The sequence below is a fragment of the Microbacterium sp. CCNWLW41 genome (assembly GCF_037083505.1).
Genome location: NZ_JBAOJP010000014.1, coordinates 95861 through 118424, shown reverse-complemented (window position 1 = coordinate 118424; position 22564 = coordinate 95861). Strand labels below are relative to the sequence as shown.

24 protein-coding genes are annotated in these 22564 nt (G+C 71.6%); 21 read left to right on the top strand and 3 right to left on the bottom strand.

The window, feature by feature from the left end; translation table 11 throughout:
* The first annotated feature begins 197 nt into the window (after positions 1 to 197).
* On the top strand, positions 198 to 1103 hold the full coding sequence (locus V6R91_RS33865; RefSeq protein ID WP_336398967.1) for an intradiol ring-cleavage dioxygenase: 906 nt from the start codon (positions 198 to 200) through the stop codon (positions 1101 to 1103).
* A gap of 70 nt (positions 1104 to 1173) precedes the next feature.
* Positions 1174 to 1866: a YceI family protein gene (locus tag V6R91_RS33860; RefSeq protein ID WP_336398966.1), complete on the top strand. Its 693-nt coding sequence runs from the start codon at positions 1174 to 1176 to the stop codon at positions 1864 to 1866.
* 43 nt (positions 1867 to 1909) lie between these two features.
* On the opposite strand, the gene V6R91_RS33855 is transcribed toward V6R91_RS33860, so the two are convergent.
* A complete protein-coding gene (locus V6R91_RS33855; RefSeq protein ID WP_271060678.1) occupies positions 1910 to 2302 on the bottom strand; it encodes an FCD domain-containing protein in 393 nt (130 codons plus the stop codon).
* A gap of 786 nt (positions 2303 to 3088) precedes the next feature.
* On the bottom strand, positions 3089 to 3847 hold the full coding sequence (locus tag V6R91_RS33850) for a GntR family transcriptional regulator (protein WP_336398965.1): 759 nt from the start codon (positions 3845 to 3847) through the stop codon (positions 3089 to 3091).
* Positions 3848 to 4046: 199 nt separating this feature from the next.
* Between V6R91_RS33850 and V6R91_RS33845 the strand changes: the two genes are divergently transcribed.
* The 3 genes from V6R91_RS33845 to V6R91_RS33835 all read left to right on the top strand — a co-directional run bounded on the left by V6R91_RS33845 (position 4047) and on the right by V6R91_RS33835 (position 6396).
* Positions 4047 to 4778: a GntR family transcriptional regulator gene (locus V6R91_RS33845; RefSeq protein WP_336398964.1), complete on the top strand. Its 732-nt coding sequence runs from the start codon at positions 4047 to 4049 to the stop codon at positions 4776 to 4778.
* The gene (locus tag V6R91_RS33840) at positions 4775 to 5494 is read left to right on the top strand and encodes a GntR family transcriptional regulator (RefSeq protein WP_336398963.1); all 720 of its coding nucleotides are present in this window, start codon (positions 4775 to 4777) and stop codon (positions 5492 to 5494) included. Before V6R91_RS33845 ends, V6R91_RS33840 begins: the two co-directional genes overlap by 4 nt.
* 251 nt (positions 5495 to 5745) lie before the next feature.
* On the top strand, positions 5746 to 6396 hold the full coding sequence (locus tag V6R91_RS33835; protein ID WP_067243302.1) for an aquaporin: 651 nt from the start codon (positions 5746 to 5748) through the stop codon (positions 6394 to 6396).
* Positions 6397 to 6420: 24 nt separating this feature from the next.
* On the opposite strand, the gene V6R91_RS33830 is transcribed toward V6R91_RS33835, so the two are convergent.
* On the bottom strand, positions 6421 to 7059 hold the full coding sequence (locus tag V6R91_RS33830) for a TetR/AcrR family transcriptional regulator (protein ID WP_336398962.1): 639 nt from the start codon (positions 7057 to 7059) through the stop codon (positions 6421 to 6423).
* A gap of 193 nt (positions 7060 to 7252) precedes the next feature.
* Between V6R91_RS33830 and V6R91_RS33825 the strand changes: the two genes are divergently transcribed.
* The 16 genes from V6R91_RS33825 (at position 7253) to V6R91_RS33750 (ending at position 22527) form a co-directional block, all read left to right on the top strand.
* Positions 7253 to 8440, top strand: coding sequence for a thiolase family protein (locus V6R91_RS33825; RefSeq protein ID WP_336398961.1), 1188 nt, complete (start codon positions 7253 to 7255; stop codon positions 8438 to 8440).
* 1 nt (position 8441) lies between these two features.
* Positions 8442 to 9182: an enoyl-CoA hydratase/isomerase family protein gene (locus tag V6R91_RS33820; protein WP_336398960.1), complete on the top strand. Its 741-nt coding sequence runs from the start codon at positions 8442 to 8444 to the stop codon at positions 9180 to 9182.
* The gene (locus tag V6R91_RS33815) at positions 9179 to 10072 is read left to right on the top strand and encodes a 3-hydroxyacyl-CoA dehydrogenase family protein (RefSeq protein ID WP_336398959.1); all 894 of its coding nucleotides are present in this window, start codon (positions 9179 to 9181) and stop codon (positions 10070 to 10072) included. Before V6R91_RS33820 ends, V6R91_RS33815 begins: the two co-directional genes overlap by 4 nt.
* Positions 10057 to 12123, top strand: coding sequence for a phenylacetic acid degradation bifunctional protein PaaZ (gene paaZ, locus V6R91_RS33810; RefSeq protein WP_442928213.1), 2067 nt, complete (start codon positions 10057 to 10059; stop codon positions 12121 to 12123). Before V6R91_RS33815 ends, paaZ begins: the two co-directional genes overlap by 16 nt.
* A 155-nt stretch (positions 12124 to 12278) precedes the next feature.
* Entirely contained in the window at positions 12279 to 12467 is a 189-nt protein-coding gene (locus V6R91_RS33805; protein ID WP_336398989.1) for a hypothetical protein, read from the top strand.
* A 134-nt stretch (positions 12468 to 12601) separates the two neighbouring features.
* On the top strand, positions 12602 to 13579 hold the full coding sequence (gene paaA / locus V6R91_RS33800) for a 1,2-phenylacetyl-CoA epoxidase subunit PaaA (protein ID WP_336398958.1): 978 nt from the start codon (positions 12602 to 12604) through the stop codon (positions 13577 to 13579).
* On the top strand, positions 13576 to 13893 hold the full coding sequence (gene paaB, locus V6R91_RS33795) for a 1,2-phenylacetyl-CoA epoxidase subunit PaaB (RefSeq protein ID WP_336398957.1): 318 nt from the start codon (positions 13576 to 13578) through the stop codon (positions 13891 to 13893). Before paaA ends, paaB begins: the two co-directional genes overlap by 4 nt.
* A complete protein-coding gene (gene paaC / locus V6R91_RS33790; protein WP_336398956.1) occupies positions 13890 to 14750 on the top strand; it encodes a 1,2-phenylacetyl-CoA epoxidase subunit PaaC in 861 nt (286 codons plus the stop codon). Before paaB ends, paaC begins: the two co-directional genes overlap by 4 nt.
* Positions 14744 to 15238 carry a 1,2-phenylacetyl-CoA epoxidase subunit PaaD gene (paaD, locus tag V6R91_RS33785; protein ID WP_219085176.1) on the top strand — a complete coding sequence of 165 codons (495 nt, stop codon included), beginning with the start codon at positions 14744 to 14746 and terminating at the stop codon, positions 15236 to 15238. The genes paaC and paaD overlap by 7 nt, the downstream gene beginning before the upstream one ends.
* Positions 15238 to 16497 carry a 1,2-phenylacetyl-CoA epoxidase subunit PaaE gene (paaE, locus tag V6R91_RS33780; protein WP_336398955.1) on the top strand — a complete coding sequence of 420 codons (1260 nt, stop codon included), beginning with the start codon at positions 15238 to 15240 and terminating at the stop codon, positions 16495 to 16497. The genes paaD and paaE overlap by 1 nt, the downstream gene beginning before the upstream one ends.
* Before the next feature lie 140 nt (positions 16498 to 16637).
* A complete protein-coding gene (locus V6R91_RS33775) occupies positions 16638 to 17408 on the top strand; it encodes an enoyl-CoA hydratase/isomerase family protein (RefSeq protein ID WP_271061579.1) in 771 nt (256 codons plus the stop codon).
* A gap of 77 nt (positions 17409 to 17485) precedes the next feature.
* On the top strand, positions 17486 to 18283 hold the full coding sequence (locus V6R91_RS33770; RefSeq protein ID WP_231821436.1) for a sulfite exporter TauE/SafE family protein: 798 nt from the start codon (positions 17486 to 17488) through the stop codon (positions 18281 to 18283).
* Between the two features lie 117 nt (positions 18284 to 18400).
* A complete protein-coding gene (locus V6R91_RS33765; protein ID WP_336398954.1) occupies positions 18401 to 18730 on the top strand; it encodes a hypothetical protein in 330 nt (109 codons plus the stop codon).
* Complete coding sequence (locus tag V6R91_RS33760) at positions 18723 to 20249, top strand: sensor histidine kinase (RefSeq protein WP_271061581.1); 1527 nt, start codon at positions 18723 to 18725, stop codon at positions 20247 to 20249. Before V6R91_RS33765 ends, V6R91_RS33760 begins: the two co-directional genes overlap by 8 nt.
* Entirely contained in the window at positions 20249 to 20908 is a 660-nt protein-coding gene (locus tag V6R91_RS33755; RefSeq protein WP_271061582.1) for a response regulator transcription factor, read from the top strand. Before V6R91_RS33760 ends, V6R91_RS33755 begins: the two co-directional genes overlap by 1 nt.
* Entirely contained in the window at positions 20905 to 22527 is a 1623-nt protein-coding gene (locus tag V6R91_RS33750) for an SLC13 family permease (protein WP_336398953.1), read from the top strand. Before V6R91_RS33755 ends, V6R91_RS33750 begins: the two co-directional genes overlap by 4 nt.
* The last annotated feature ends 37 nt before the right edge of the window (positions 22528 to 22564 follow it).

The following is a 22564-nucleotide window of genomic DNA, read 5'->3' as shown; positions in this document are numbered from 1 at the left end:
ACGTCCTCCCGGTGCACCATGGCATCGGATACCGCCAGAAGGCATGCCAGAGGATGCGCTCTGCTCCTCCCGCCGGTCTCGGCCGGCACGGGCATGCGCTTTCTGATGAATCGGCTCAACAACGGTTCGAGTCCGTCGGTGCGCTGGGCCCGCTCGATTAGGGTCGAGACCAGGCTCGTTCGGTTCATCGGGGGTCGATGGGATTCCAGACCGCCTTGGGGGAGGCCGAGATGCACGAGGACGTGGAAGACAGTCGGCGACGTGTATCGCGGCGACGGCTGCTCGGCGGCGGAGCCACGGTCGGTCTGAGCGCGCTCCTCGCGGCGTGCGCGCCCACCGTCTTCGGGTCGGGCGGGCGGAGCCCGGAGGCGTCTGCGCCGGGCAGCGAGGCGACGCCCACGCCTCTGCCGACCGCGTCGGACGGGGCGGTGATCGCTCCCTCCACGGAATCGACGTCGGACCTGATCGCGCGTCTCGACGCGGTCGGCTCGTGCCGTCTGACCAGCCAGGAGACGCAGGGGCCCTACTGGTTCGACGTGGACTCGATCCGCAGCGACATCCGGGAGGACCGCCCCGGGGCTCCGCTCGATCTCGTCCTCCGCGTCTATGACCGCTCCTGCCGTCCGCTGCCCAACAGCGTCGTCGAGATCTGGCACTGCGACGCCGGGGGCATCTATTCGGGTTACGAGGTCGCATCCACCGGAGGAGAACGGTCGTCCGAGACCGACCTCTCGGACGGCGCCTACTCCGCGGGCGACCGCGAGAACGTCCCGGCCGACGACGGGACGTACCTCCGCGGAGCACAGGTCGCGGACGCCAACGGCATCGTCCAGTTCCGGACGATCTGGCCCGGCTGGTACACGGGTCGCACCGTCCACATCCACCTGAAGGTTCACATCGACCGGCAGAACGTCCTGACGAGCCAGCTCTACTTCGATGACGAGCTCAACGATCGCGTGCACGTCGCGGAGCCCTACGCCAGTCATTCGGGGCGCGACACGCGCAACGACTCGGACGGGATCTACGATCCGACCGGCCTGTTGACGACCGAATCATCGACGGACGGCCATCTCGCCTACACCAACCTCGGCGTGGACCTCTGATCCGCCGACGCACAGACACCGATCACGCAGAACGAGACGAAAGCGAGCGCCGATGAGAAAGCGTACGAAAGTGATCCTCCTGTCCAGCCTGGCCGGCGTGCTCGTCCTCGGCGGCGCGGCAGCGATCGCCGGCCCGATCGTGTACCGCGATCTCATCGTCGGGGAGGTCGACGCGCCGCCGACGGTCGCGGCGACGCCTCCCGCGACACAAGACGCCGGAGGAGGCGATGTCGCGGTTCCCGCGCTCGATGGCGAGTGGGCGGTACAGGACGGGTCGTATGCGGGCTATCGGGTGGACGAGGTCCTGAACGGCACAGACGTCACCGTCGTCGGACGCACCGAGAAGGTGACGGGATCGTTGACGGTTGACGGCCTGACCCTCACGGATGCCGTCATCGAGGTGGACGTGGCCTCCATCGAGACCGATTCCGCGAACCGGGACAGCTATTTCCGCGACACGGCGATGCGCGCGAGCACCTATCCGACGGCGACCTTCCGACTCACCGAGCCGGTCATCGCTCCGCAGGCGCCCGCCGCCGGTCAGCCGCAGACGATCACTGCCAGCGGAGAACTCACGATGGCCGGGCAGACCCGTGCCGTCACCGTGGACCTGCAGGCGGTCTGGAACGGCGAAGGAGGCCAGGTGGCCGGATCCATCCCCGTGACGTTCGCGGACTTCGGCGTCGAAGCGCCGAACCTCGGGTTCGTCTCGGTGGAGCCGACGGGGGCCGTGGAGTTCTCGCTCGTCATCCAGCGTCCCTGAACCGGGTCCGGAGCGGCGGTGGTCGCGAGCCCACGGACCCGGATCAGGACGCGGCAGGGTAGGTCGGCGAGCCCGCTCGGTCCGGACGGACGACCAGGTCGAGCAGGTGCCGGAGCGCCTCCTCCGCGGCCTCGGAATCGCCGGCGCGGACAGCGCCGACGACCGTCTTTCGTGCCGCCTGGCGCGCGGCGATGGCGGCCGGCGCACGATCCAGCGAAGCGACGTGGCTCAGCGTCTCTGGGCCGAGCCGCTCCAGCAACGGGTTCCGCGCGGCATGTCTCAGGGCGCTCAGAAAGGCGGCCCAGGTCCGCCGTTCGTCCGCTCCGGCGTCGATGTGGCCTTCCAGCGCGGCGAGGTCGTCGTCGGTGCGGCGGGACGCAGCCAGCCGCGCCGCGAGAAGCGCGATGACTCCATGGGCGTAGGCGGGATCACTCACTCGCCGGGCCCCTGTCGGTGCACTTGACGGCCATGCCGGCATGACACGTCGTCGGTCCGGCCTCGTGTCCCCAGAACCCGGTTCCATCGAGTCTCCTCCCCCTTGCGTTCTGGCATCCTATCCGGGAAACCCGAAGGTGCAAGGGGCTGAGACCTATCTGGATGAGTGATGAGGCGTTGGAATACAGCGTCCACACCAACGACGCAACCCTTCCCGCGGAAGAGGGGCGGGAAGGGTTGCCCGGGCGCGAGCCCCGCGGGTTATCCCCCACCGCACGGGGCTCACGGTCTTTCCTCCGGGTGGCCGCGTCGACGGGGTCCTCGCGTGGGGCGGAGTATGTCCTCTGCCACGGAGCGTGAAGCGGCCCGTGAACAGTATGCCAGACAACCGACCCAGTGTCCATGATTGCGCACCAGCCCGATCTGCGCGATGGTGTCGGTGGTTGCGGGAAATCAGCATCGACAGACACGATAAGGTCGGCTAGAATGACCAGTGCCCGTCATCGGTGAGATTCGATGGCATGCCAGAACTCCAGGCGGCAGAGAGTCACCTCCCCAGGTCTCGAAGCCGGGCCGTCCAAGTCGGCACCGGGCGCCGTTCCTGGCCATGCGGACGAAGGCCGACGCGACGCGGATGCGTCGGGCCGATGACGGGCACCGCACCGGCCACGAACGATCGCGACGAATAGAGTCGGGCCGGGTTCACGGCGCGAGGGCTCCATGAGAATGGGGCCGCATCGTCAGCGTGATCGGGCCGGACCCGCCGCGGCGGGCTCCACGGTGCGTCTCACCGACTCCCGAGGCCGTTGTCGGGGACGTCGTCGGCAGGGGCCAGAATGGACTGGAGCCCTTGCACCGCGGCGGCCGCCGCCTCGCCCTCGCCGTCGTGGATCGCGCCTCGCAGCCTCTCGAAGGTGGCAGCCAGATCGGACGGAAGCGGCGATGCGACCCGGAAGGCGAACATGTCGCGCATCAGGGCGAACCGCATGTGCGACAGGGAAGCGCCGTACGGCGTCCCCTCGGCCAGTTCTGCGAGGCGCTCGATGCCCGCGGAGAAGGACGCGAGGACATCGGTGATCCTGCGTGATCCCAACGCCTCCTCGATGGCGACGACGTCTTCGACCAGGTGGCGGCGCTGCGCGGAACTGAGTTCGGGAACGATGTAGCGCAGAGTGCTGCCGGTCAGATCGCACGCGAATCTCACCGACAGATCCGATGAGCGACGCGTGGATGGCGTGACCCGGGAGAAGCGGTTGGCGGCGAGCTCGACCAAGCCGATCTGCTCGAGGCGCAGCAGGGCGTCGCGGACCGGCATCCGCGAGACTCCGAGCTCCGCTGACAGGGCCGGCAGGGCGAGGCGCGTGCCCGGAGGGAGCTGTCGAGTCGCGATGGCGCCCGCGAGGATGTCGAACACCGCGTCGCTCAGCCGATGGGGCGAGAGGGCGATCCGTTCCAGTCCGCGCAGCGCGGGGGCGGCGTCCGGGGGTGTCGCCCCGTGCTCGGGTGACGACGCGTCCTCTTCGATGAGGCGGGAGACAGAAGCCATGTTCCGAGCATAGTGAACCTTGGGTGGAAGACGGATAGATTGCACGCCAGCATTCACGAAATTACTGGAGCATTCGCACAGAGGATTCCGTGCGGCGACCCCGTGCAGCGAGGGTGGGCGGTGCGAAAAGCGCGCCAGGCCACCGTCGGGTCGGGCCGTGAGAAGGTGCGGCACGCGAGGCATCCTCGCCCGGGGGAGCATGGGGGAGATCGCGATGGTTAGGTCGCATGCCAAAATAGTGGCCATGACTGACTTTCATGCCGCGGGTGACCACACGCGGCGGATCGCGGACGCCTTGCGAGGGCGCATCGTCCGCGGCGAGATCGCCGACGGGGCGCGACTGGTCGAGGCCGACATCGCCGCCGAGTTCGGCGTGAGTCGCACGCCCGCGCGTGTCGCGCTCGATCTTCTCGAGCGCGAAGGGTTCGTCGAGCATCGGCGCAATCGAGGCGCGGTGGTGAAGAGCACGCATCGCCCCCGAGAGATCGCGGACGCCCGCGAGGTCCAGGGGGCATTCGCCGTGCTGTTCGTCAAGCTCGTCATCGCGCACGCCACGGACGAGGAACTGCGTGACGGCAAGGCGAGGCTGGCCGAGCTGCCCGAGGAGGACCCCGCCGCGGCGGACGAGATCCTCGCGGACGTGCAGCAGCGCCTCATCGCGGCCACGCGCAACCGCGTCTTCCAACAGGCGATGGCGCGCTTCGAGATCCGCCAGCGGGTGCTGGCCGCTGCGATCGAGCCGCGCACCGATGCGCGCAGGTGGCTCCACGCGCTGATGGACGCGCTGGTCGCGCGCGACGTGGAGACCGCGGTGAGTTTGCTGGAGGAGGAGGAATCGCGGATCCAGCGTGCCGGCGTGGACCGCGCCCTCCGCGGATTGGTGGAGGCCGAGTCGGCGGCTTCCGGTGTCGACGGAAGGGCGCGCGCGTGACGACGACGGTGACCAAGGCGGAGGGTGCCAGGACGCACTCCTCGGACGAGGCCGCCCGCGTGGCGCAGGCCCTGCGGCGCGAGATCATCTCGGGCCGGCGTCGGGCCGGCAGCGTGCTCTCCGAACGGCAGATCGGCGACGCGCACGGCGTGGGGCGCGCCGCCGTCCGTCCGGCGGTGCAGAACCTGATCGACGAGGGCCTCGCCACCCCGGGCGGACCCCGGTCGGCCGCCCGCGTGGCCGAGTGCAGCTACCAGGACGTGACCGACCTTTTCGTCGTTGCACAGCAGGTGTCGGCGTACGGCTGCCATCTTGCGGCGCAGCGGCGCTCCCAGGACGACCTCGATCGTCTCGCCGCCCTGCTGCGCCGAATCGACTCCGCCCTCGCGAAGGACCGCCCGAAGGACGTCATGCGCGGGTGCATCGAGTTCCGCGATGAGTCGATGCGCATGTCCGACAACGAGGCGCTCATGGACATGGACGACGTCGTGCGTCCGCGACTGGAGGCGTACTTCGAGGAGATCGATCGTCCGTTCCCGTCTGCCGTCGGCTTCCACGCGGTGTACCGCGCCTTCGTCGAGCGGGACGCGGAGGCCGCCTACGCCATCGTGTTCCGGCTGTACCAGGACGCGATCGACGCGCTGACCGCGCACGACGCCGAGGGGCGTTCCTCGGCGGACGCGATCGCCGTGCTGAGCGGCGCCCTGGAGGCCTGACCCGCCGGGCTCCGGGAGTCGCGACGGCGCCGGTCGGTGCCGGCGTGCGCTGCATCCATCGCCGTGCGGTCGCGACGGGCCGGGAGACGGAGTCCGGGTCGTCGTCGTCACACGGCGACGCGGACGTGCGGCAAACACACAGGAAACACTCAGATGTCGATATTCTGGTCGCGCCGATCGGGTGTTCGATCCCGCACGGCGCGCGGGCGAGCATCGCCCATTCGGATGAACCCACGAGAAAGGGCATCACCATGACCGGTACGGCACGGAAGGCGACCGCTGAGGCGCTCGCGACCTTCCTGTTCGTCTTCAGCATCATCGGGGCCGTCAACAGCGGCAACGCGCTTGCACCGCTCGCGATCGGCCTCGCCCTCGGCGTGCTCGTCTTCGCGACCGGGCACATCTCCGGCGCGCACCTGAACCCTGCCGTCTCGGTCGGGGTGTTCCTGCGCGGCGGCCTGAGCGTCGGCGACCTCATCGCCTACATCGTGGCCCAGTTCGTCGGCGGCGCCCTCGCCGCGCTCGCGAGCTTCGCCCTGTGGCCCCGCGCCGCGGAGCCGACGCAGATCGAGATCGGCCCGGCGTTCCTCGCCGAGGCGCTGTTCACGCTCGTCCTGGTCTGGGTGGTGCTGAACGTCGCGACCTCCAAGGACACCGCCGGCAACTCCTTCTACGGCCTCGCGATCGGCGGCACGGTGTTCGTCGGCGCCGTCGCGGTCGGCGGCGTCTCCGGCGGCGGGTTCAACCCGGCCGTGGCCCTGGGGCTGTCGATCAGCGGGCAGTTCGCCTGGAGCGCGCTGTGGCTCTACATCCTCGCCCCCGTCGTGGGCGCGATCGTGGCCGCGCTCGCCTTCCGTCTGCTGAACACGGACGACGCGAAGAAGATCGCCGCCGCGGAGTGACCTCGCGCTCTCTCGAGCGCACGATCACCGACAGCGGCCGCGGAGCCCTGTCATCGCCACCTGCACGACGTCGGCTGCGATGTCGTCCGGAAGGACGGGACCTTCGGGGCGATACCACTCCACGAGCGAGTTGATCATGCCGAACACGAACCGCGTCAGGAGCGCCGGCTCGATGTCGTCCCGCACGCCGCCCTCGCCCTGGGCCTCGGCCACGAGGGCGGCGACCCGCTGGTCGAACGTCCGCCGTCGCTGCATCGCGGCGAGCTCCACCTGGCTGTTGCCGCGGACGCGAAGAAGCAGAGTGACGGTCGGCAGTTCGTCGGTCAGCACGTGAACGGCGCCGGTGACGACCTGTTCCAGACGGGACGTGGCCGGTCCCGGTGACCGCAGTGCGGTCTCGAGCACCTGCTCGAGCGAACCGAGAGCGGAGTCGAGCGCGATGCGGAGCATCTCCTCCTTCGAGGAGAAGTGGTGGTAGAGCGCGGCCTTGGACACGCCCAGTCGTCCCGTGATGTCGGAGACGCTGGTCGCGTCGTAACCGCGCTGGGTGAACAGCAGCACCGCGGCCGCAAGCACCTGGTCCCGGTCATAGCCCGGCCGGCCGCGCCGCGGTGCCGTCGCGGTCGGCGCGTCGGCGGACGCGCGCTCGGCATCGGGGGTCATCGAACCAGTCTCGCACCGTCCGGCGGGTCGCCGCCGCCGGGAACGGACGATCACGGGCGAGACCCGGGTTGCCGCGGTGACCCCCGGTCTGCGAAGATTACTGAACGATCGGTAGGAAAAGCTCAGAGCGTCGAGCGAGCGCCCGATTCCGCCGACGAGGACGATCCGCCCCGCACCGTCGCAGGAGGTCACGATGCCCGAGGCCTATCTGGTCGGCGGCGTGCGCACGCCCGTCGGGCGCTACGGTGGAGCGCTCGCCTCGGTGCGGGCGGACGACCTCGCGGCCCTCGTTGTCCGTGCCGCCGTCAAACGCGCGGCGCTGCCGGTCGACGCCGTGGACGAGGTCGTGCTCGGCGCCGCGAACCAGGCGGGTGAGGACAACCGCAACGTCGCGCGCATGGCCGTGCTCCTCGCGGCGCTTCCGGACACGGTGCCGGGCGTGACGGTGAACCGGCTGTGCGCCTCCGGGATGACGGCCGTCGCGCTCGCCGCCCAGGCGATCCGCGCCGGCGACGCCGATGCGCTGGTCGCCGGCGGCGTGGAATCGATGACGAGGGCGCCCTGGGTCCAGGCCAAGCCGGAGCGCGCCTGGGCGAAGCCGGTCGCCGCCTTCGACACGGCGATCGGGTGGCGCTTCACGAACCCGCGCCTGCTCGCGAGGGACCGGGCGACGTCCTCCATGCCGGAGACCGCCGAGGAGGTCGGGCGGATCGACCGGATCACGCGGGAGGACGCCGACGCGTTCGCGCTGGAGAGTCACCGTCGCGCGGTCGCGGCCCTCGACGCCGGGAGGTTCGCCGCGGAGACCGTCCCCGTGACCACCGCAGGCGGTCGCACCGTCGAGACAGACGAGGGGCCGCGCCGGGACACGACTCTCGCGGCGCTCGCTCAGCTGCCGGCCGTCGTCCCGGGCGGGTCTCTCGTCACCGCGGGCAACGCCAGCCCGCTCAGCGACGGTGCCTCCGCGCTGGTCGTCGCGTCCGAGACGGCCGTGAACCGCCACGGGCTCTCTCCCCGGGCCCGGATCGTCTCCTCCGCCACCGCGGCCCTCGCTCCCGAGATCATGGGGCTCGGCCCGGTGCCGGCGACCGGGAAGGCGCTGGAGAGAGCGGGCCTGTCCGTGGCGGACATCGGCGCCGTCGAACTGAACGAGGCCTTCGCGACCCAGGCGCTCGCCGTCATCCGTCGCCTGGGCCTGGATCCTGGGCGCGTCAACGCCGACGGCGGGGCGATCGCCCTGGGCCATCCCCTCGGCTCCAGCGGCTGTCGGATCCTCGTCACGCTGCTCGGGCGGATGGAGCGCGAGGGAGCGCGATACGGGCTGGCCACGATGTGTGTGGGCGTCGGCCAGGGTACGGCGATGATCCTGGAGCGGGTGTGACATGGCTGCGTCCCTCCGAATCGAACGGGCCCCCGACGTCGTCGTGGCGACGCTCGACCGTCCCGAGACCCGTAACGCCATCGACCAGGGGATGATCGACGAGCTGCACGCGCTGTGCGCCGAGCTGGAGTCGGAGCCGCGGACGCTCATCCTCACCGGCGCGGGAGGGGTCTTCGCCTCCGGGGCCGATATCGCCGAGCTTCGCGAGCGCCGCGCCGACGATGCGCGCCGGGGGATCAACACGCACGCGTTCCAGCGGGTCCGCGCGCTTCCGATGCCGGTCGTGGCGGCGCTCGACGGCTATGCGCTCGGCGGCGGCGCGGAGCTCGCCTATGCGGCCGACATCCGGATCGGCACGCCGGGTCTTCGGATCGGGAATCCGGAGACCGGACTGGGCATCATCGCGGCCGCGGGCGCGACCTGGCGACTGCCGGAGATCGTCGGCGCGGCCCGGGCTGCCGAGCTCCTCCTCACCGGGCGCATCCTGACGGGAGACGAGGCCCTCGCCTGGGGGCTGGTGTCCTCCCTGCACGAGCCCGGCGACCTCCGCGCTGCGGCGCACGCGATCGCCGAGCGGATCGCCCGGGCGGATCCTGCCGCGACGCGGCACACCAAGACGGCCCTGCGGGCGGAGAGCGACGCGCACCCGGAGCTCGAGCTCGAGCTCCAGGCCGATCTCTTCGAAAGCCCGGAGAAGCACCGGCGCATGACCGCATTCCTGGAACGGAGGAGTCGTCGATGAGCGAGGCGGACGCCACGGGCGCAGGCGAGGCGGACCGGGAGCGGGCCCCCGCGCGCGTCGGTGTGATCGGCGGCGGCCGGATGGGCGCCGGGATCGCGCACGCCTTCCTCCTCGCCGGATCCCACGTCGTCGTGGTGGAGCGCGACGAGGAAGCGGCCCGCTCGGCGGGAGAGCGGATCGCGGAGAGCATCCGCCGCTCGGTCGAGCGCGGCGGCACGGTTCGGGGTGTCGACGAGGCGTTCGCGCGGCTCGTCACCGGCACCGCACCGACCCTGCTGGCGGATCGGGACCTCGTGATCGAAGCCGTCCCGGAGGACCGGGGGCTGAAGACCGAGACCCTGCGTCGCATCGAGGGCGCCGCCCCGCACGCCGCACTGGCGACGAACACGTCGTCCATCCCGATCGACGATCTCGCCGCGGCTCTGGCCCGACCCGATCGGTTCCTCGGGCTGCACTTCTTCAACCCCGTGCCCTCGTCCGCCCTCATCGAGATCGTGACCGGGACCGCGACGGACGTCACCCTGGTCGAGGCGGCGCGGACCTGGGCGGCCGCCCTGGGCAAGACCGCGATCGTGGTGCGGGACGCCCCCGGGTTCGCGTCCAGCCGTCTCGGCGTCGCCCTTGCGCTCGAGGCGATCCGCATGGTCGAGGAGGGCGCCGCGACGCCCGCCGACATCGACGCGGCGATGGAGCTCGGCTACCGGCATCCCGCCGGTCCCCTCCGGACCACGGACCTCGTCGGCCTCGACGTGCGTCTGGGCATCGCGGAGGAGCTGCACGCCGCGTTCGGCGAGCGCTTCGCACCGCCCCGCCTGCTGCGCGACATGGTCGCCGACGGCAGGCTCGGTCGCAAGAGCGGCCGAGGATTCTACGAATGGAGCCCGTCATGACCGAGGTGCTGCCCAGCTTCGTGCGGGGATCGTGGTGGACACCGGCGGGCGAGGGCGGCGTCGTCGTCCGGGACGCGTCCACGGGGGAGGAGATCGTCCGGGTCGACGCGACCGGGATCGATCTCGAGGGCGCGCTGGCCCACGCCCGCTCCGTGGGGCAGCGCAGCCTCGGGGCGCGGACGTTCCACCAGCGGGCGCTCCTCCTCAAGCAGATGGCGCTCGTGCTCACCGAGCACAAGGAAGAGCTGTACGCGCTGTCCTTGCGCGCCGGGTCGACCCTGCGCGACTCGGCGAACGACATCGACGGCGGCATCGGCGTCCTGTTCACCTATTCGTCGAAGGGGCGCAGGGAGCTGCCGAACGCGCAGGTCGTCGTGGACGGCCCGGCCGAGCCGCTGTCCAAGGACGGGTCCTTCCTCGGGCGGCACGTCTACACGAGGCTCCCGGGGGCCGTGCTCCAGATCAACGCCTTCAACTTCCCCGTGTGGGGCGCCCTGGAGAAGTTCGCGCCCGCCTTCCTCGCGGGGGTCCCCACCATCGTCAAGCCCGCGACCCCGACCGCGTACATCGCGGAGGCGTGGGTGCGGATCCTCGTCGACGCCGGACTCGTGCCGGACGGAACGCTGCAGCTGATCTCGGGAGCCGTCCCCGGCCTCCTCGAGCGCCTGCGCCTCGGCGACCTCGTGGCCTTCACCGGCAGCGCGAGCACCGCGGAGGGTCTTCGCGTGCAGACTCCGGAGGGGGTCCGGTTCACGAGCGAGACCGACTCGATCAACGCCTCCGTGCTGGGTCCGGATGCGACCCCGGACACCCCCGAGTTCGACGCGTACGTGACGCAGCTCCTCGTCGAGCTGACGACCAAGGCGGGGCAGAAATGCACCGCGATCCGCCGGGCGATCGTCCCCGCGGGGATGTCGGCACCGCTCGCCGACGCACTGCGGGCGAAGCTCGAGGAGCGGGTCGTCCTCGGTGACCCTCGCGGGGAGGGGGTCACGATGGGCCCGCTCGTCTCGGTCGCGCAGCGCGACGAGGTACGGCGGCAGGTCGACGCGCTGCGGGCGGCCGGGGGAGAGCTGCTCCTGGGCGACGTCTCCGAGCCGGAGGTCCGTCGTGCGGACGGCAGCACGGGGCCGGCGCCGGACGGGGCGTTCGTCGTCCCGACGCTGATCGGCTTCGCGGACCCGAGGACGCCGGCGGTGCACCGGATCGAGGCCTTCGGGCCGGTTGCGAGCGTCCTGGAGTATGCGGACCTGGAGGACGCGGCCCGACTCGTCGGCGAGGGGGGCGGCTCGCTGGTCACGAGCGTCGCCACCCGCGACCCGGCCACCGCGGCGACGCTGCTGGCGGGCATCGCCGCGTACAACGGGCGCGTGCTGTTCCTCAACCGGGACGACGCCCGGACCTCCACGGGGCACGGGGCGCCGGTGCCGCACCTCGTCCACGGCGGGCCGGGGCGGGCGGGCGGCGGCGAGGAGCTCGGCGGCATCCGCGCCGTCCTGCACCACATGCAGCGCACCGCCGTGCAGGGGACCCCGGAGATCCTGACCGCGATCACCGGCATCTGGCACACGGGCGCGGGCACGGACAGGACGCAGCACCCGTTCCGCAAGTCCCTGGCCGAGCTCCGCCTGGGCGATCAGGTGGAGTCCGGGCTGCGGGAGCTGTCGCTGGAGGACGTGGAGGCCTTCGCGCACTCGACCGGTGACACCTTCTATGCGCACATGGACGAGGAGGCCGCCGCGGCCAACCCGTTCTTCGGCGGGCGCGTGGCGCATGGCTATCTGCTGGTCTCCTGGGCGGCCGGGCTGTTCGTCTCGCCGGAGCCCGGGCCGGTGCTCGCGAACTACGGTCTGGAGAACCTACGCTTCGTCACTCCGGTCAGGCCGGGCGATGCGATCCGGGTCACCCTCACCGCCAAGCAGATCACCCCGCGGGAGACCGAGGAGTACGGAGAGGTGCGCTGGGACGCCGTGATCCACAACCAGCGGGACGAGGTCGTGGCGACCTACGACGTGCTGACGCTGGTGGAGAAGGAGCCCGCGGCGGGCTGACACGGACGGAATCCTCGTCCTGCGCCCTCGTCCTGCACACCGGGGAGCGAGGGCGAGCTGTGCACGGACCACGTCCCACCGCGGCGGTGCGTCCGGTTGGGGCGGTACCGTCTCTGGCGTGGCGTCGAATTGCGCGCCAGAATGGGGGCGTGTACATGTCGATCGAGATCCTCGCGACGATGATCACCGGGCTGGGGCTCGTGGTGACCCTCGGGTCCTCGATGTTCGTCGGCTTCGCCTGGATGCTCCGCCGGATCGATGACGTGCAGGCCGAGCTCGTCGACGTCAAGGTCTCGGTGGCGCGCTGGGAGGGGCCGCGGCCGCAGTTGCAGACGCGCCGCTGAGTCCGAGCGGGACGGGCGTCGAGTCGTGGTCGCCGCCGTCGTGACGGCATGTCGTCCCGTCTGTCATCGCCACGGACGAGGGTGTGTGTCATAATTACTGTACGATCGTTAGGTAATTCCTGGAGGAGTCGATGATGACGACCCGGACCGAGCGCGACGCACCGCCGGTCGACGCGGAGCAGCAGGCGCTCTTCGACGCGCTCATCGCCGACGAGCAGCGGATCGAGCCGCGCGACTGGATGCCCGACGCCTACCGCAGGACGTTGATCCGCCAGATCTCCCAGCATGCGCACTCCGAGATCATCGGCATGCAGCCCGAGGGCAATTGGATCACCCGCGCACCGAGCCTCAAGCGCAAGGCGATCCTGCTCGCCAAGGTCCAGGACGAGGCCGGGCACGGTCTGTACCTCTACTCCGCTGCGCAGACCCTCGGGATCACCCGGGAGGAGATGACGCGGCAGCTCATCGACGGCGAGGCGAAGTACTCCTCGATCTTCAACTACCCGACCCCGACCTGGGCGGACATGGGGGCGATCGGATGGCTGGTCGACGGCGCGGCCATCTGCAACCAGGTGCCACTGTGCCGCGCGTCCTACGGACCGTACGGGCGTGCCATGGTCCGCATCTGCAAGGAGGAGTCGTTCCACCAGCGTCAAGGGTTCGAGATCCTCCTTACGCTGATGCAGGGCACGCCGGCGCAGCGGCGGATGGCCCAGGACGCGGTGAACCGCTGGTACTGGCCCAGCCTGGCGATGTTCGGGCCGCCCGACGATCAGTCGCCGAATTCGGCGCAGTCGATGGCGTGGAAGATCAAGCGGTTCTCGAACGACGAGCTGCGCCAGCGCTTCGTGGCCATGCTCGTACCGCAGGCGGAGGTCCTCGGCGTGACGCTTCCGGACCCCGACCTGCGTTGGGATCCGGAGACCGAGCGGTACGAGATGGGCGAGATCGACTGGGACGACTTCTTCGCGGTGCTGCGCGGACACGGGCCGTGCAATGCCGAGCGGCTGCAGCGGCGGCGGGATGCGCACGAGGACGGCGCCTGGGTGCGTAAGGCCGCGGCGGAGTACGCCCGCAAGCGCGCGGCACAAGAGCAGGCGGAGGCGGCATGAGCATGCCCGACGCATCGATCCACGGGCACGACGCGGAGGAGTGGCCCCTCTTCGAGGTGTTCGTCCGCGCCAGCCGGGGGCTGAGTCACGTGCACGTCGGCTCCCTGCACGCGCCCGACGCCGAGATGGCCGTGCGCAACGCGAGGGATCTCTACACCCGACGCAACGAAGGGACCTCCCTCTGGGTGGTCCCGGCAACGGCGATCACGGCGAGCGATCCGGATGCGAAGGACGCCTTCTTCGAGAGCCCGGCCGGGAAGAACTATCGCCACGCCGTGTACTACACCGCCTCCGAGGGGGTGCCCCACCTGTGAGCGCCGGATCGCCGCGGACGCCGGGAGGCCCGCACGGGGACGTCACGGTCGACGAGCTCCCGCTCTCGGCCGAGTTCGCCGGGGAGGAGAGTCGTGCCCCGTCAGGAGACGTGGCCGAGTATGCCCTCCGGCTGGGCGACGATGCGTTGATCCTCAGCCAGCAGCTGGCCGGCTGGGTCACCCGTGCGCCGGAGCTGGAAGAGGACGTGGCGCTCGCGAACATCGCGCTCGACCTGCTCGGCCACGCCCGATCTCTGCTGCGCTACGCCGGGAGCTGGGACGGGCGCAGCGAGGACGACCTCGCGTACTTCCGGGATGAGGCGGAGTTTCGCAGCGCGTGGCTCGTGGAACAGCCCAACGGCGACTTCGCTCACACGATCGCACGCCAGCTGATCGCCGCGGCGTACTTCGTCGAGCTCTACGGAGCCCTGCGCGATAGCACGGACGCGATGCTCGCCGCCGTGGCCGAGAAGGCCCGCAAAGAGGTGGACTATCACCGCGACCACGCCGTCCAGTGGGTGCTGCGCCTGGCGGGGGGAACGGAGCAGTCACGCCGACGGATGATCCGGGGGCTCGGCGACATGCTTCCCTATGCGGCCGAGCTGTTCCGAGACGACCCGCTCACCGATCGACTCTCGGCGCCGCGCGCGGGAGTCGCCGTGCGTCCGTCTTCTCTGCGCCCGGGATACGACGCGGTGATCGCGGCGGTCCTGAGCGAGGCGGGGCTCGACGACGCCCTGCCGGTGGTCGCGGAGGCGGCGGGAGGCGGACGCCGGGGATCCCACGCGCCGCACCTCGGGCATCTCCTCGCGGAGATGCAGGTGCTCGCCCGGCAGCATCCGGGGGCGTCATGGTGACCGTCGAGGAGCGCGCCTGGGAGGTCGCGGCAGCGGTGCCGGACCCCGAGGTCCCCGTGCTGACGATCGAGGATCTCGGTGTGCTGCGGCGCATCCAGGTCGACGACGGTCGGGTGCGCGTGGACATCACGCCGACGTACAGCGGCTGTCCTGCGATGGACGCGATCCGCGACGACCTGATCCTGGCGCTGACGCACGCGGGGTTCGGCGACGTCGACGTGCGCCTCGTGCTCTCGCCGGCGTGGACGACCGACTGGATGACCGCTGCCGGTCGGCGGAAGCTGACCGAATACGGGATCGCGCCGCCGTCGGGTTCCGCTGCGGCGACTCGCGGGAGCGGACCGGTTCCGGTCGTCCTGCGCGTGCGTTGTCCGAGGTGCGGATCGCCGGAGACCCACGAGGTGTCCCGTTTCGGGTCGACCTCGTGCAAGGCGCTCTACGAGTGCCGCTCGTGCGGAGAGCCCTTCGACCACTTCAAGGCGTTCTGATGACGAGCCTGTGGACACCGGCACCCCCGAGCACCGCACCCGCGGCCGATGCCGAGCGCGTCGCCGGTGCACTGCTGCGGGGACTGGTGGGTGGCTCGGCCGATCGCGCGGGGGAGGCAGCGGACGGCGACGAGCCGCGGCGTCGTCCGCGTGCCCGGTTCCACCGGCTGACCGTGGCGTCCATCCGCCCGCTCACGACGGACGCCATCGAGGTGACGTTCGCCGTCCCGCCCGAGCTGACCGGCGAGTTCGACTACCTCGCCGGGCAGCATGTGGCCCTGCGGACGCGGATCGACGGTCAGGAGGTGCGCCGCTCCTATTCGCTCTGTCGAGCCCCGGAGGCTCACGGAGGGGCGCCAGGAAGCGTCGGCTCGCGCATCAGCGTGGCGATCAAGCGGGACCGCGGCGGGCGGTTCTCCACGTGGGCGCACAGCGCGTTGCGTCCGGGGCAGGAGATCGACGTGATGAGCCCGCAGGGCACGTTCACGTCGTCGCTCGCGGATCTCGACGGCGCCCGCATCGCCGGGATCGCCGCCGGATCCGGGATCACGCCGCTCATGGCGCTCGCCGCCTCGGTCCTTGCGCGATCCGACAGCGCCCGCTTCGACCTCGTCTACACGAACCGCCGCGCCACGGACGTCATGTTCCTGGACGACCTCGCCGATCTGAAGGACCGCTTTCCGACGCGGATCGCCGTTCACCACGTCCTCACGCGCGAACAGCGCAGCGCGCCGCTCCTGTCCGGGCGGATCGACGAGAAGCGGCTGCGCGGCATCCTGGATCGGCTGATCCCTCCGAGCTCCGTGGACGAGTGGTTCCTGTGCGGGCCGTTCGAGCTCGTCCAGCTCTGTCGCGACGTGCTCGCCGACAGCGGAGTGGACCGTCGGCACGTGCGCTACGAACTGTTCACGACGGGAGAGCCCGGCGAGGAGCGGCCGGAGGGCGGCCGCCCGGTCGAGGCGCTCGAGGACGAGCCGGTGCGCACGATCGCCTTCACCCTCGACGGCCAGTCCGGGTCCGTCGAGACGCCCGTCTCCGCGGACGAGTCGATCCTGAACGCCGCCCTGCGGGTGCGGCCGGACGTGCCGTACGCCTGCGCGGGCGGGGTGTGCGGCACGTGCCGGGCGCGGCTGGTCGAGGGGTCCGTCACGATGACTGAGAACTACGCGCTGGAGAAGGAAGAGCTCGACTGCGGCTACGTGTTGACGTGCCAGTCGCACCCGACCTCGGATCGCGTCGTTGTCGACTACGACGTGTGAGGTGCGATCCATGTGCGTCGAGACCCCTCCTTCCCGTCGAGACCCCCTTGCGCGGACGTGATTCAGAGGGGGTCTCGACAGGGGGAGGGGGTTTCGACCGACGCAGACGCGGGGGAGCGGAGATGAGAGAGGAGAGGACCGTGATCGACCTGCGGATCGACGGGGGCGTCGCCCACGTCACGCTCGACAACCCGTCGACCCTCAACGCGCTCGACGAAGGGGCGCTGCGTGACCTCGACAGCGCCTACGCCGAGGCGGCGAACGCCGGGGTGCGGGCGCTCGTCCTGCGCGGCGAGGGGAGGGCGTTCTGCGCGGGGCGGGACATCTCCCGTGTGGACCCGGCCGAGGACGATGTGTCCGCCTTTCTGGACGGCCTCGTGACGCCGCTGCTGGAGCGGATGTCCGCGTTCCCCGCGCCGACCTTCGCCGCGGCGCACGGCGCCTGCCTCGGCGTGGGGCTGGGGCTCCTGATCGCGACGGACGTCGTGTACGTGGCCGAATCGGCGAAGATCGGCTCCCCGTTCGCAGCTCTCGGCGCGGTCCTGGACTCGGGCGGTCACGCGCTCTTCTACGAGCGACTCGGCGCGCACCGGACGCTGGACCTGATCTACACGGGTCGGTTGATGAGCGGCGCCGAGGCGGTGCAGGCGGGGGTGTTCTCGCAGGTGCTGCCGGACGAGGAGGTGCAGGCGGCGACCCGTGCCGCGGCCGAGAGGGCGGCGACCGGGGCGACGGCGGCCTTCCTCGCCAGCAAGCGGCTGGTGGCGGCGCTCCGGGACCAGCGACGGGGGCTGTGGGATTCGATGCGGCAGGAGAACACGGCGCAGGCCGCGCTCCGTGACACCGCCGACTACCGCGAGGGCTTCGCGGCGTTTCAGCAGAAGCGACCACCGGTGTTCCGTGGGGAGTGATCCGTCCGCGCGTGGGCGACGCCCGGGCATAGGCTGGTCGATGCTGCCCGCCGACCGCGCGGGGGACGGGAGAAGACGTGGGCGAGGTCGTCGAGCGCATCCGGGGGCCACGCGCCTACGCGTCCTTCATCGGGATCGGCCTGGCCGCGGGGCTGCTCTCCGGGCTCTTCGGAGTCGGCGGGGGAACGGTCATCGTGCCCCTGCTCGTGCTGCTGCTCGGGTTCGACCAGCGCCTCGCCGCGGGCACGTCGCTGGCGGCGATCGTTCCGACCGCGACGGTGGGAGTCGTCTCCTATGCCGTCTCCGGCTCCGTCGCGTGGGTGCCGGCTCTGCTGCTGGCCGCCGGCGCGGTCGTCGGCGCCCAGATCGGCACCCGTCTCCTTCCCCGGATCTCGCAGACGGCGCTGCGCTGGTTCTTCGTCGGCTTCCTCGTCGTCGTGATCGTCAGCCTGTTCCTCGTCATCCCGTCCCGTGACGCGGCGCTGGAGCTCACCTGGGCGACGGGACCACTGCTGGTGCTCGTGGGGCTGCTCACGGGTGTCATGGCCGGCCTGATCGGCGTCGGCGGTGGCGTCATCGTCGTCCCGGTGCTCATGCTCGGCTTCGGCACGAGCGACCTGATCGCGAAGGGCACGTCGCTGCTGATGATGATCCCCACCGCCGTCTCGGGGACGATCGGCAACGTCCGCCACCGGAACGTCGACCTGCTCGCCGCCGGGCTGATCGGCCTCGCCGCCTGCACGACGACGGCTCTCGGCGCGTGGCTCGCGACGCTCATCGATCCCTTCGCCGGCAACATGCTGTTCGCGGCATACCTCGTGGTGATCGGCGTGCAGATGGCGCTCAAGGCCATCCGCGGCCGCAAGAAGGGCTGAGCCGCGTCACCCCGGGGATGGCCGCGTCACGCCGGGGATGGCCGCGTCACCCCGGGGATGAAGGAATCTTCATCCCCGCCTCATGTCGGCATCACGAACGCCGGGCACGATGGGGACATGACCTTCGCACGTCGGATCCTGCTGCCTGGCACGCTGATCGCCCTGCCGGTCCTCTTCGCCGTGGGCAGCGTCGTGCTGACGCAGATGCCGGGGGCGCCCGCGCTCCAGGACGAGCCGATCGTGATCCGGGTCGAGCCGACCCCGCGCCCCGCGCCGACTCCCCGTCCGACCGCGCCGGTCACAACCCCCGCGCCGCCCGCCGCCCCGGCCCAGCCCGTGGCACCGGCACCTCCGCCCGCCGACCCGGCCCCACCGGCGGACCCCGTGCCGCCCACGGGAGACGACGACGGCGACGACGACGGTGACGACGGCGGCGACGATGACTGACCCGGGACCGACCGCGGTGATCGGGCGCCCTCCGGGCCCCGACGCCGAGGAGCCCGGATCCGGTGCGCCGCGACCCCGCCGACGCGTGCTCCCCGCGCGCTGGCGTATCACGGCATGGATCATCCTGAGCACGGTGGTGACCCTGCTGGCGGTCGGGATCTTCGGGCGCAACCTCTTCCTCTCGGGAGTGGAGCAGGGCGCCAACACGGAGATCGAGCAGGAGGCCGCCGAATTCCGGCGCTTCATCGAGGACGGACGCGCCGCGCGGGCCGGTTCGCTGACCGCCCTGCTGGAGGACTACGTCGCGATGCAGTCGGTGCACCGCACAGAAGTGGTCCTCGGCCTGGTGGACGGCCGGGTCGTCGCCGTGGCCGACGGGCGGACGGAGGTCGCGGGAGAGCGCCCGGCGCTCGACGCGGCGATGCGGCAGCGGATCCTCGCCGCCGACGCCGTCTCCGGGACGACGACCGACCCCGACGCCGGCCCGATCCGCTGGGGCCGCGTGGATGTCGTCCGCGGCGACGAGTCCGGTGCCCTGGTGATCCTGCAGTTCACGGCGGACGAACGGGCCGCGATCGACGACGCCGTCGTGGTGGTCGCGGTGGTCGCCCTCATCGGCATCGTCCTGAGCTCGGGGGTCGCCTGGCTCGTGGCCGGCCAGATCCTCGCGCCCGTGCGGGCCGTGTCCCGTGTCGCTCGCGAGATCGGCGAGCACGATCTCAGCGCCCGCGTCCCCGTGGAGGGCCACGACGACATCGCGGCGATGGCGACCACGTTCAACCAGATGCTCGACCGGCTCGAGGAGGTGCATGCCACCCAGCAGCGCTTCGTCGACGACGCGGGCCACGAGCTTCGCACGCCGATCACGGTGGTGCGCGGGCATCTGGAGCTTCTCGGGGACGACCCCGTCGAGCGCCGGGAGACGCTGCGCCTGGTCGGCGACGAGCTCGCTCGGATGAGTCGGATCGTGGCGGACCTGCTCATCCTGGCCCGCGCTCAGCAGCCCGATTTCGTGCGGACCGCGGCCTGCGACGTCGCGACCCTGACCCTGGACATCGAGGCCAAGGCACAAGCCCTCGGTGACCGGAGGTGGCAGCTCATGGAGGTCGCAGAGGGGCCGGCCCCTCTGGACCCGCAGCGCATCACCCAGGCGGTGCTGCAACTGGCGGCCAACGCGGTGCAGGTCACGGCGGACGGCGACCGCATCCGCATCGGCTCGCGCTTCGACGGAGACGGTGCCGCCCGGATCCTGCGGTTCTGGGTCCAGGACACCGGCCCGGGCGTCGCGGCGCAGGATGCGGAGCGGATCTTCGAGAGGTTCGTGCGCGGTGGAGCTCCCGGCGACACCCGCGGCAGACGCCCCGGCTCGGGCCTGGGCCTGGCGATCGTCCGCGCGATCTCGGACGCGCACGGCGGATCCGCGTGGGTCGACAGCGTCCCCGGCGAGGGCGCCACGTTCGGGATCGACGTCCCCGCCCCCCTTGCCGATCCGCAGGCCGACCTAGGAAGGGAAGACTGATGCGACACATCCTCATCGCGGAGGACGATCCGCACATCACGTCGTTCGTGCGTCGTGGGCTGCGCGCCGCCGGCTACGAGACGTCCGAGGCGTCCGACGGGCGGACCGCGCTGCTCATGGCTCGGTCCGGCACGTTCGATCTCGTGCTGCTCGACATCGGACTCCCCGGCCTCGACGGGTTCACCGTCCTGTCGCATCTGCGCGGCGAGGGCATGACGACGCCGGTCGTGATCCTCACCGCGCGCGACTCGGTCGTGGACACGGTGCGCGGGCTGGAGGGCGGGGCGAACGACTACGTCACCAAGCCGTTCCAGTTCGCGGAGCTGCTCGCTCGCGTGCGGCTGCGGATCGGGGACGGCGAGCAGCGTCACGCCGGTCCGGTGCTCGCCCACGGCGACCTCGTCGTCGACGTCCGCGCCCGCCGGGTGACGGTGGGCGACGCCGTGGCGGACCTCACCTCCCGCGAGTTCGCCTTGCTGGAGGTGTTCGTGCAGCATCCGGATCAGGTGCTGTCGCGCGACCAGCTGATCGGGCAGGTCTGGGGCATGGACTTCGATCCGGCCTCGAACGTGGTGGACGTCTACGTGCGGGCCCTGCGTGCGAAGATCGGGCCGGATCGGATCGAGACGGTCCGCGGAGCGGGATACCGACTGCGATGAGTACGGACAGCCCCCTCACAGAGCCCTCCCGGGCGGACGACGCGGCGGCGCGGGTCCGGTACGCGACGGTGCCGCCCGCGGGGATGCGGACGGCGCAGCCCCGCCCCCGTCCTGCCCGCTCCGCTCCTGCCCGCTCGCGCGGTGCCGCCGTGCGCCGCCGGTCCGGCCTCCCGCTGCGGACAGTCGTGTCCGCGGGCGCGGTCCTCGCCGTCGGCATCGTCCTCGTGGTGCATGCCGCGGTCGGGACCGGATCCGGCGACCCGGCGGCGCCGTCGGTCCCCGCGGCGGCGACCCTGGCGGTCTTCCTCCTCGCGGTCTGGGCGTGGATCGCGACGCCGCTGGACGACACGCTCGTCGCGTTCCTCGCGGCGGTCGCGCTCATGGCGTGTGCCTCGTTGCCCGTCGCGACCTTCTTCGCATCGCTCGGAGACGAGACGATCTGGCTTCTCATCGGGGCCTTCGTGCTCGCCGCCGGGGTGAGCGACTCCGGACTCGCCCTGCGCGGCGCCGTGGCGCTCGTCCGCCGTGCCCGTCGGCCCCGGTCGCTGTTCCACCTCGTCACGCTCGCCCTGACGCTGACGACGTTCGCCGTGCCGGCGACGTCGGGACGCGCTGCGCTGGCCGTACCCGTGTTCGCCGCGCTGGCGGCGGCGCTCGCCGGGCGCGCGTCGACGGTGCGGGCCCTGTCGCTGCTGTTCCCGACCGTCATCCTGCTCTCGGCCGTCGGGTCCCTCCTGGGCGCCGGGGCGCATCTGATCACCGCGCAGCTGCTGGCCGCGTCGGGCGACGGGGGGTTCACGTTCCTCACCTGGCTCTGGTTCGGGCTCCCTCTGGCGATGCTCTCCGCGCACCTCGCCTGCGAGATCGTCCTGCTGCGCTTCACCACACGGGCCGATCGCCGCCTCCCCGTCCGGATCGACCCCGACGAGATCGCCCGCTCCGCCGGGACGCCCGTGCGGGGGCCGCTCACCGGCGGCGAACGGAAGGCGCTCCTGCTTCTGGCCGCGGTGGTGCTGCTGTGGTGCACCGAGCCCTGGCACGGGGTCCCCGCCGCGCTCGTGGCGCTGATCGGCGGGCTCGCCGCGGTCACCCCGGCCATCGGCGTCACGACTCTGCCGTCGGCCGTCGGACGGGTGCCCTGGAGCCTGCTGTTGTTCCTCGCCGCGACCCTGGCTCTGGGCTCCGCGCTCACCGGGACCGGCGCGGCCGAGTGGATCGGGCGGGTGGCGCTGGCGCCGCTGGCCGCGACAGGTGAGGCCGCAGGGATCGTGTTCGTCCTGGTCGTGATCGCGGTGTCGCTCGCGGCGCACCTGATCATCCCCTCGCGGTCGGCCCGCTCGGCGGCGATCATCCCGCTCGTGATCGCGTTCGCCCCCGGTCTCGGGGTGGAGCCCGGGGCGGCTGCGTTCGCGTCCACGGCGGCCGCCGGGTTCTGCCACACGTTGCCGAGCTCGGCCAAGCCCGTGGCCATGTTCGCGGACCGCCGGATCGCCCCGGGCGGATTCCAGCCGGCCGACCTGCGCCGTCTCTCGGCTGTGCTCGCCCCCGCCATGTTCCTGCTCGTCGTCGTCTTCGCCCTGGGGATCTGGCCGCTCATGGGGATGCCCATGCTGCGCTGACGCCGCCGGGCATCCGCCCGCCCCGCCCCCGTCCGGG